The organism is Longimicrobiaceae bacterium (assembly GCA_035936415.1).
Taxonomy (GTDB): domain Bacteria; phylum Gemmatimonadota; class Gemmatimonadetes; order Longimicrobiales; family Longimicrobiaceae; genus JAFAYN01.
The window spans coordinates 1-8,669 of the sequence record DASYWD010000448.1; the positions used below are offsets into that span (position 1 = coordinate 1).

General features: G+C 74.2%; 10 protein-coding genes. 5 read left to right on the top strand and 5 right to left on the bottom strand.

Features of this window, described 5'->3' with window-relative positions; all coding sequences use genetic code 11:
• Window positions 1-61 precede the first annotated feature (61 nt).
• Window positions 62-406, bottom strand: coding sequence for a DUF971 domain-containing protein (locus tag VGR37_18085; protein ID HEV2149318.1), 345 nt, complete (start codon window positions 404-406; stop codon window positions 62-64).
• Window positions 407-440: 34 nt separating this feature from the next.
• Window positions 441-2,156 (bottom strand): amidase, encoded by a 1,716-nt coding sequence (locus VGR37_18090; GenBank protein ID HEV2149319.1) that lies wholly within the window; start codon window positions 2,154-2,156, stop codon window positions 441-443.
• Between the two features lie 168 nt (window positions 2,157-2,324).
• Here VGR37_18090 and VGR37_18095 point away from each other — a divergent pair, with 168 nt between their 5' ends.
• On the top strand, window positions 2,325-2,834 hold the full coding sequence (locus VGR37_18095) for a hypothetical protein (GenBank protein ID HEV2149320.1): 510 nt from the start codon (window positions 2,325-2,327) through the stop codon (window positions 2,832-2,834).
• Window positions 2,835-2,956: 122 nt separating this feature from the next.
• Here VGR37_18095 and VGR37_18100 read toward each other — a convergent pair whose 3' ends face one another.
• The gene (locus VGR37_18100) at window positions 2,957-3,781 is read right to left on the bottom strand and encodes a helix-turn-helix domain-containing protein (GenBank protein ID HEV2149321.1); all 825 of its coding nucleotides are present in this window, start codon (window positions 3,779-3,781) and stop codon (window positions 2,957-2,959) included.
• A gap of 116 nt (window positions 3,782-3,897) precedes the next feature.
• Between VGR37_18100 and VGR37_18105 the strand changes: the two genes are divergently transcribed.
• The gene (locus VGR37_18105; protein HEV2149322.1) at window positions 3,898-4,074 is read left to right on the top strand and encodes a hypothetical protein; all 177 of its coding nucleotides are present in this window, start codon (window positions 3,898-3,900) and stop codon (window positions 4,072-4,074) included.
• Window positions 4,075-4,120: 46 nt separating this feature from the next.
• Here the strand turns inward: VGR37_18105 and VGR37_18110 are convergent, their stop codons facing one another.
• Entirely contained in the window at window positions 4,121-5,404 is a 1,284-nt protein-coding gene (locus tag VGR37_18110) for a hypothetical protein (protein ID HEV2149323.1), read from the bottom strand.
• A 251-nt stretch (window positions 5,405-5,655) separates the two neighbouring features.
• Here VGR37_18110 and VGR37_18115 point away from each other — a divergent pair, with 251 nt between their 5' ends.
• On the top strand, window positions 5,656-6,042 hold the full coding sequence (locus VGR37_18115) for a hypothetical protein (protein ID HEV2149324.1): 387 nt from the start codon (window positions 5,656-5,658) through the stop codon (window positions 6,040-6,042).
• Window positions 6,043-6,262: 220 nt separating this feature from the next.
• Complete coding sequence (locus VGR37_18120; GenBank protein ID HEV2149325.1) at window positions 6,263-7,465, top strand: L,D-transpeptidase; 1,203 nt, start codon at window positions 6,263-6,265, stop codon at window positions 7,463-7,465.
• Window positions 7,466-7,677: 212 nt separating this feature from the next.
• Here the strand turns inward: VGR37_18120 and VGR37_18125 are convergent, their stop codons facing one another.
• The gene (locus tag VGR37_18125) at window positions 7,678-8,109 is read right to left on the bottom strand and encodes a hypothetical protein (GenBank protein ID HEV2149326.1); all 432 of its coding nucleotides are present in this window, start codon (window positions 8,107-8,109) and stop codon (window positions 7,678-7,680) included.
• Window positions 8,110-8,315: 206 nt separating this feature from the next.
• On the opposite strand from VGR37_18125, the gene VGR37_18130 reads away from it, so the two are divergent.
• Window positions 8,316-8,669 (top strand): hypothetical protein (locus VGR37_18130; GenBank protein ID HEV2149327.1); only part of this gene is annotated, 354 nt, incomplete at its 3' end.

An 8,669-nucleotide genomic window follows, 5' to 3' on the forward strand; every position in this document is an offset into this window, starting at 1 on the left:
CCCCCGCCGGGAGGATTCCCGGCGGGGGCGCCGTCGTGCTGCCGAGCGCGAGGCGGGGACCCTACCCGGCGCCCTCCGGGTCCAGGCACGCCAGGCAGCGGCAAAGCTCGCGGAGCAGGGTGAACGGGTAGATCCCCGTCCGGTGCCCGTCGCTCCAGTCGAAGCGCAGCGCGTAGCGGCCCACGTACTCCACGGTGCGCGGATGCACGTCCTGGGACACGTGGGCGGGGTCCAGCAGCGGCCGGCCGGACATCTCCTCCACGCAGCCGGCGCAGGGGCAGCTCAACCGCAGGAGGCGCGGCGTGTACTCGGACACGTGGCCGTCCGCCCAGCGGATGCGGAGCTGCGCGCCGTCCTCCGTGGGGCCGACTTCGGCGGGGGTGATCCGATCCTGGCTCGAAGACAAGCGCAGACCTCCGGAAAAGCTGCGGGAAGACACCTCAGGCGAACCCGGGCGGCCGCCGCAAGTGGAAATCGGTGGCGCGCTGGTAGGCGCTCGCCACGGCCAGCAGCGTTCCCTCCTCGAAGAGCCCGCCCAGGAAGGTGATGGAGACGGGGGTGCCGTCCTCCCGGAAGCCGTTGGGGAGGATCACGGCCGGGTGCCCCGTCAGGTTGGTGGCGACGAGCTGCGTCCCCGACGTGGGCGCGACGACCACGTCCACCCCGGAGAACAGCTCGGCCCACGCCTGCATGGCGAGCGTGCGGACGCGGTTGGCGTTGATGTACTCCACCGCGGGGATGAAGCGCGCCGCGCGGAAGGTGTTGGGCCAGGCGTTCGGGCCCTGCTGCGTCAGCTCGTCGTCGCGCCCGGAGCGGGTCAGCTCGTCGAAGGCGGCGGCGGCCTCGGCCACCAGGATCAGCCGCATGGCGCCGTACGGCGCCTCCGGGAGCTGCACCGGGACCAGGGTGGCCCCCAGGGCGCGGAGGGTGTCCAGCGTCGCCAGGTCGAAGCGCTTGGTGGGGTAGTCCTTCTCGTCGCGCTCGAACGCCTCCCGGAAGTAGCCGATCCGCAGGTCGGCCGGGCGGGTGCGCGCGTCGTAGCGGAAGGGCGCCGCGCGCGCGGTGGGGTCCGCGCCGTCGGGGCCGCGGATGGCGTCCAGCACCAGCGCGCAGTCCTCCACGCTCCGGCACATGGGGCCCAGCTTGTCCATGGTCCAGGAGAGCGCCATCGCCCCGCTCCGCGGCACCCGCCCGAAGGTAGGACGGAGCCCGGTGGCGCCGTTGCGGGTGGCGGGGGAGGAGATGGAGCCCAGCGTCTCGCTCCCGATGGCGAAGCCCACCAGCCCGGCGGCCACCGCCGAGCCCGGGCCGGCGGAGGAGCCGCTGGAGCCCTGCTCCGGCTTCCACGGGTTCTTCGTGGTCCCGCCGAACCACACGTCACCCAGCGCCAGGGCGCCCAGCGTGAGCTTGGCGACGAGCACCGCCCCGGCCTCGTCCAGCCGCTGCACCACGGTGGCGTCCTCGTCGATCGTCTGCTCGCGGAAGGGCGCCGCCCCCCAGGTGGTGGGATGTCCGCGCACAGCGAGCAGGTCCTTTGCGCCCCACGGGATCCCGTGCAGCGGGCCGCGCCAGCGCCCGCGCGCGATCTCGCGGTCCGCATCGGCCGCCTGCCGCAGCGCGCGGTCCTCGGTGAGGGTGACCACCGCCTGGAGCACGGGGTCGTGGCGCCGCAGGCGATCCAGGTAGGTGCGGGTGAGCTGGGTGGAGGTCACCCGCCGCCGCCGCACCAGCTCCGAGAGCGCGGTGACGGGGAGGAACGCCAGCTCCTCGGGCCTGGCCGGGAGGTGCACGGCCGGGGCGCGGGCGAGCGCCACCACGCCGCGCCCCGCGTCGGCGGGGACCTCCATCCCCGGTGGGACGGGATCGAAGACCAGGGCCGGGGGGACGGAGTTGGGGAGGGAGACCCGGCGCAGCTCCTCCATCTGGCGCTGCTGCTGCCGGAGGCTCTGCACCATCATCTTCCGCTCGGCCTCGTCGAACTCCAGCCCCGCGATCTCCGCGGCGCAGGCGATCACCTCCTCGGTGATCTCCGCCCCTTCAGCCACCCTGCTCCAGAGGACGCCGGGGAAGAGCGTCCCGCCCAACCCGAGCCCGGAAAAGAGGCCCAGGAAGGCGCGGCGGTCAGGGAGGGGGGTGGAAGTCTCGGCTTCGCTCATACGTTCCTTCCGGAATGTGCCCAACGAGGGAATTGCGCCACGAATTGAGCACGTTATCTTGGAAATGGGACCTCAGCGCGCACGATCATGGAACACGGCCCGGCACCGGCTCCGCTCGCGATCGTCACCCTCCCGGGGCACCGTCCCGCACCGGCGAGAGTCGAGCTCGTGTACCAGCCGACCTCCTGGCGCCTGGTCCGCACCCTCGCCTCGCTGGTCCTGTTCTGGGGGATCGTCCCCCTGCTGCTCCTCGTCCCCCCGCACTACCCCTGGCCGGTGGCCTCCATGGTCGCCGGGGCCTTCCTGGCGCACCGGGCCTGGACCGGGCGGTTCCGCGTGCGTGCCTTCGCCGGGATCTGCCCCCGCTGCGAGCGCCCCCTCTCGCTGCCGCCGGGCACGGGGATCTCGCTTCCGCACACGCTCACCTGCTTCGCCTGCCACTTCGAGCCGCAGCTCCGGGTGCTGCTCCGCGCTCCCGCCGGGGCGGTGGAGCACTGGGACGCGGACTGCGTGGGGCGCTGGGGCGAGCGATGGCTCGCGGACGAGCCGTACCTGGTGTGCGACACCTGCCGCGCCCACCTCCCGGCTACGGACGAGGCCCGCCGCACCGCCGAGGCCGAGAACGAGCGGGGGAGGCTCCTCGCCCGCCTCACCGCCGAGGGCGACTTCCTCCCCTGACGCCGGGCCGGCCCCGGCTCCCCGTCACCTCCGCCCCGACCCTCGCTCCCGGCGGGCCCACCGCCCGCACGGCGAAACTTACGCGCGCGGCGGTGCGGGCGGAAGCGGCTGGAGCTTCGCCGTCACGCCTCCCGCTCCGTCCCCGCCGCCCTCCCTTCCCGCAGCTCGGCCAGGAAGGAGTTCGCCGCCGTCCGCAGCGCTCCCCGCCTGCGCAGCTCGGTGACCCCCATCCCCAGGAAGCTCTGCACCACCCGCCGGAGCCCCGCCTCCGTCGCGTAGCCGCAGGCGTACGCCACGCTCTGCGAGGTGCGCGCCTCCTCGTCCAGGAGCCGGGCCGCGAGGAGCACGCGCATCCAGGCCAGGATGCGGCGCGGCGCGGGAAGGCGGAGCTGCTCGCACCGGCGGATCACGGTGGTCTCGGTCACGCCGAGGACCGCCGCCAGGTCCGGCGAGTGCCCGCCCGCGGACACCGCCCGCGCCGCCGCGAACAGGAGCCGCCGCACCCGGCCGGGCATGGCGGTGGGGAGGATCTCCTCCAGCACCCCCTGCAGCGCCTTCCCCTGCGCGAAGCGGATCGCGCTGGCGATCCCCGCCGGCGTGTCCTCCACGCCCCGCACCAGGAGCTCGGACACTCCCCACCGCCGCAGCGTCAGGTGCAGCTCGGCGGTCTCACCGCCCGCGGGCACGGCCGCGACCACGGGGATCCACGCGAATTCGGTGAGGAAGCCGCGCAGCTCGGGGGAGGGGCCTCCGTCGGGGCTCCCCGCGAGGGGGTCGACGATGGCGATCGTGCTGGGGGAGGCGTGGCGCGCCGTCTCCCGGAGGGCCGCCCAGTCCGGGAGGGTCCAGCAGCCGAAGCCCTCCGGCGCACCGGAGCGCACCCGGTCCTGGAAGGTGCCGTCGGGATGGAGGAGGAGGATCTGCCGCCCGGCGACGGCCCTAGCCATGTGTCATCGAGAACCGCTCATTTTACAGACATGCGTTGACGACGCGCCCGCGCCGCTTCAGGTTACGGACACCTTCCCATTCGAAGGACCTACCTTCCTCCCAGCAAGGAGCCCCCATGCGCATCGTCCGCACCGCAGCTTTCGTCCTCCTCTTCTCCACCCTTTGCGCCTGTGGCGCCGGGATCACCGGGCCGGATGCGCTTTACCGCGTGGAGCAGAGCACGGCCGGCGCGATCGAGCCGGAGCCGGCCGCCCCACGGTTGAGCGGCGGGTACATCGGCTCGGGCACCTGACCTGTGCCGGACCACCGTCGGGCGCGGCTACAGCGGCGCCGGGTGGTCATCCCACAGCCAGCGTCTGGACGAACTCTTCCGCCAGGCTGTCGTTGCTTCCTTCTGCAATGTCCGCGGCGCACGCAGACACCAGCGAGGGAGAGCCCGCCGAAAGCGAGTCCAGGAACGCGGTCGCGGTCGCCACCTCCTCCTGCTCGCCGCGCTCGGCGGCGATCCGGAGGGCGGCCGTGGCCGCGGCCTCGGCCCGCGCGACCTCGCCCAGGGCCGCGGCGCCGTACGCCAGCTGCAGCAGGGCGGAGGCCGCGGCAGCCCCGGCCCCGGGAAGCGCGGCTGCTGCCCACACCTCGTTCCAGGCGCTCTCGAACGCCTCCTGCCTCCCGCAGCCGCCCGCCGCCCAGGCAAGGCTGGAGAGGGCGTACAGGCGGTGGATCGGGCGCTTCATGTGGGGGAGAAGGGCCGTGACCACGGTGAGCGCACGGGACGCATGCCCCAGCTCCAGCCAGAACCGCGCCACGTCGTGCGCCAGTGCCGGAACGTTGCGGTGCGCGGCGCCGTACGCCTGCAGCGCCAGGCGCGCGTGCTCCTCGGCCCGCTCCGCCTCGTGCAGCTCGGCGGAGGTGATGAAGAGGTCGTGGTGCGCGCGCGCCTGCATCTCCTTCAGCCGGTACTTCCGGGCGAGGGTGAGGCCCGCCGTCTGCGCCTCGCGCGCACGGTGGTAGAAGCCCTGCCGGTAGAACGCGTTTCCCACCCCGATCACCGCCATGGCCTGGGTCACCCGGTCCCGCCTGCGCTTCGCGGCGGCAAGGGCGTATTCCAGCCACTGCTCCGCGGCGTCCCAGCGCGCCAGGTCGCGTGCGACGCACCCGGCGTCGTACGCCTGGCGCGCGTCCTCCGGGACGCACGCCGCGCCCGCCGCCGCGAAGTAGAAGCGGGTCGCCGGCCTCCCGTGCGCCGCGGCCCACGCCGCCACGGTGGTGCACGCGTACGCCACCGCGCGCGGCTCCGCCCCGGCGGGGTCCGCCAGGAGGTCGCGGACCGTCTCCAGCGCGCGGCGGAGGCAGCCGTCCGTCCGGGAGATGCTCCCGAGCAGGGCCGTCCGGCGCTCCGCGGCGCCCGGGCCGAAGAGATCCCCCGTTCGGCGGGCCCGCGGCGTGGCGGCCCAGTCGGTGACGTTCCGGAAGGATTCCCAGAGGACCACGCCGCAGCCGTCGCCGGTAGACTCCTCCAGGATCCCGGCGCCCCGCACCCGCTCCGCGGCGTGCAGCGACGGAAGGGGAAGGCGGGGCGGGCGCGGCCGGCGGGACGGGGTGCCGGGGTGCGGGACCTTCATGGGCACGGCTCCTGGAAGGCGAGTCTCGGGGCGGTGCCGCGCGGGAGGCACGGCCCCTATATGGTAAAGCGGGCGCGCCACGCACGCCATAGCTTAAAACGTACGCTCACCACCAGACATCGGCGCGGCCCTGCCGGACCGCTCCGACATCGGCCGGGATTCCCGCGTCCGCCGGTGCACGGTCCGTGCGTGCACCGGCGGCGATTGCAACCCGGGGCGGCCCCGGATCGTCCAACCGGAAAGGGAGCGAGATGGCATACGCGGTGATCCAGTTCGTGGAGGCGGGGGAGCGGAAGGCGACCCTCTGCCGAACGTCCGGCGGGGAGCCCACGGGCGCCCGGGGAGTGATGGACGCGCTCAGCGCCTTCATCGAGGAGTCGTCCCCCATCCTGCAGGGCCAGGGGAGCCCCGGAGCCCTGCAGATGGCGATGCTCTTCGTCGCCCGCGAGCGCGAGGCAGGGCAGGAGATCCGGGTGATGGGGGGCGAGGGAGCCCTGGGGATCACTCCGGAGGAGGTGCAGGCGCTGGACGGGAGGGGGTACTTCTACGAGGCGCACTTCGGGCGCCTGGGCGAGCGCTCCATGCCGCTGGTGCTGCAGCACGCCCTGGAGGCGCCCCGGCGCGAAGACGGCGCCTGAGCCACCGGGGCGCCGGACACCGGGTGGCCTCCGGGTGGGTCGGCGGCGGGGCGGGCACCGGGGAGCGCATCCGCTTTCTCCTTGCACGGCAGCAGGTTACACGCGCGCGGGAACCTCCGTTCCCGCGGCAGGCCTTTTGCACAGGGGAGGGGCACGAGCCGTACCCGGGGGACGACGCTCCCCCACCATCCCTGCAGGCCGTACCGAACCGATGAGCTTCATGAAACCGAGCCTGGCGGCGCGAGCCCTGGCCGCCCTGCTGATCGCCGGGGCGGCGACCGCCGCCCCGCTGGCCACCGCGGACGCGCAGGCGCCGTACCCGGTGCGCAGCTCCGCCACGCTCCGCATCCCGCGGACCTCCCCCGGGCTCTCCGCCGGGAAGTTCGTCGTGGTGATCGACCTGGAGACCAACCTGCTCCACTTCACCCGCGACCGGCGCATCCTCTGGTCCGCCCCCGTGGGGACCGGGACCGGGCTCCGGCTGGAGGGCCCCGACGGCGAGTGGGACTTCTCCACCCCGGCCGGGGTCTTTCAGGTGCAGTACAAGGAGGAGAACCCGGTCTGGATGGCGCCGGACTGGTACTTCGTCGAGAACAAGCTCCCCATCCCCCCGCCCAACGACCCGAAGCGCCGCTTCCCGGGCGGGCTGGGCGCCGCCGCGGTGTACATCGGCGAGGGGCTGGCGATCCACGGCACGGACAAGCCGGACCTGCTGGGGCAGCGGGTGTCGCACGGGTGCATCCGCCTCCACAACCGCGACGCCGTCCGGCTCTTCCACAACGTGCAGGTGGGGACCGAGGTGGTCATCGTCGGGGGCGACCGCGCCCGACGCGACCGCGACGAGGCGGCCCCCGCGAAGGACGAGGCGGCCCCCGCGAAGAACGTGGTGTGGGACCGCCGCCCCGCCACCCCGCAGAAGGACGAGTTCGCGGAGTACCTGAAGGGGCTACCCACGGACGAGCTGCTGTACACCCTGGACGACGAGATGCGCGGCTCGCGGCCCGCCCGGGAGACGCGCTGGCCGCAGGTGGCGGCCACGCTCCTGCGGCGCGGCGTGAAGGAGGGCGACGGCGACGCCCTCCGCGGCCTCCTCCTGCAGGCGTACGTGGTGGAGGGGACGCGGCTGGGGGTGGAGTACGAGACGTTCCTCGCCGAAGCCTTCGTGCGGGGCCCGCGGCAGACGCTGGAGGCGCTGGGCCGGCTGGACCGGCGCGACCGGGGGCGGGTGGCGGCGGCGATCGTGGACGCCACCCTGACGCTCTACCCCGGCGACGTGGGCGACCGGATGGCGCCCTGGCCCACGCGCCGCATCCCGCGCGACGCGGTGGGGTACGAGGGGGAGCGCGGCTGGGACGCCCTGCACGACGCGGAGCTCGCGTACCGGGAGCGGCACGGCGCCGGGGTGTCCCGCACCGCCCGGTGAGCCCTCCCTGAGCGGCTGAACCGCCGCCGAAAAGGCACGGCAGGCGCGAACGGCGGAACGATGCCCGGAAGGGGCGCCGTTCCGCCGTTCTTCCCTCCCCCTACGGCACGCCGGGATCCTCCCCCTACGCCCCTCTCCCTGTCGGCGTTTTCACCACACGCCGCGTCGTTCGGAAAGCAAGAAGAAAAAAGGAGAGCGCCGGGCGGAGCGCCTCAGAGCGGGCGGCCGCGGTCGTGGTCGGTGTGGCCGCGGGTGTGGTGGATCCCGGACTCCTTCATCAGCATCTCCCACTTGTCGCGGACGAAGTGCTCCAGCCCGGCCTGCATCGACCGCTCCTGGTCCGGGGTGACGTTGGGCGGCTGCACCTGGGGCGGCGCCTCGATGCGGGCATAGGGGCGCCCGTCGTTGAAGACGAAGTGCGCCACCTCCAGCTCCGTGTCGCCGTACGCCCCCTCGTCCACGACGAAGTCGCTCCAGGCGCCGCGGGCCTCCTCGTTGCGCATGAACACGTGGATGCGCGCCTCGTCGCCCTCGCGCCAGTCGTAGCCCCAGTCGTGCGGCCCCAGGCGCGCCGCCGTCTGCCCCAGCTGGTCCCACTGGTCGCGGCTGAGGGGGATCTCGAAGTCCAGGTTCCGTTCTTCCATCTGCACCTCCCTGCTCGGGTCCGGTTTCTCGAAAGCGGGGAGGAGACGCGCGCAAGGCGGATGCCGCGGGATGCGCGGGCGTGCCGGCTCGGCTCTGGCGCCCGGGTGCCCGCCGCAAGCACTCTTTCTGCGTGAGCGGGTGCAGGAGCACCCGACGCGGGCGTCCAGGCGGCACCCCCCTGTCCCACTCCTGTCCCGGCATGCGCATGACGACCGACCGACTCCACCGCGCCTTCGTCCTGCTTCTCGGCATGCTGATCTCCGCCCCGGCGATGGCGGCGCAGGACGCCGGACCGGGTGTGGGCGTCTCCGTCCGCATCGGCGTGGCGGGCGGCTCCCTCTGCCGCGCTGCCGTGGTCCCGGGAGTGGAGGTGCGGACCGGCGGCACCGCGTACGCGGTGGCCGTGCTGGACACGTACCTGTTCCGGACCGGCGATCGCGACCCGTGCGGCACCGAGCGCACCGCCGGGGGCGGCGAGGAGGTCACGCGCGTCCCGCTCACCGCGCCTCGCATGCGCGCGGGCGTGGGGTGGGCGGGCGCGGCGGGCGGCATGCGGACC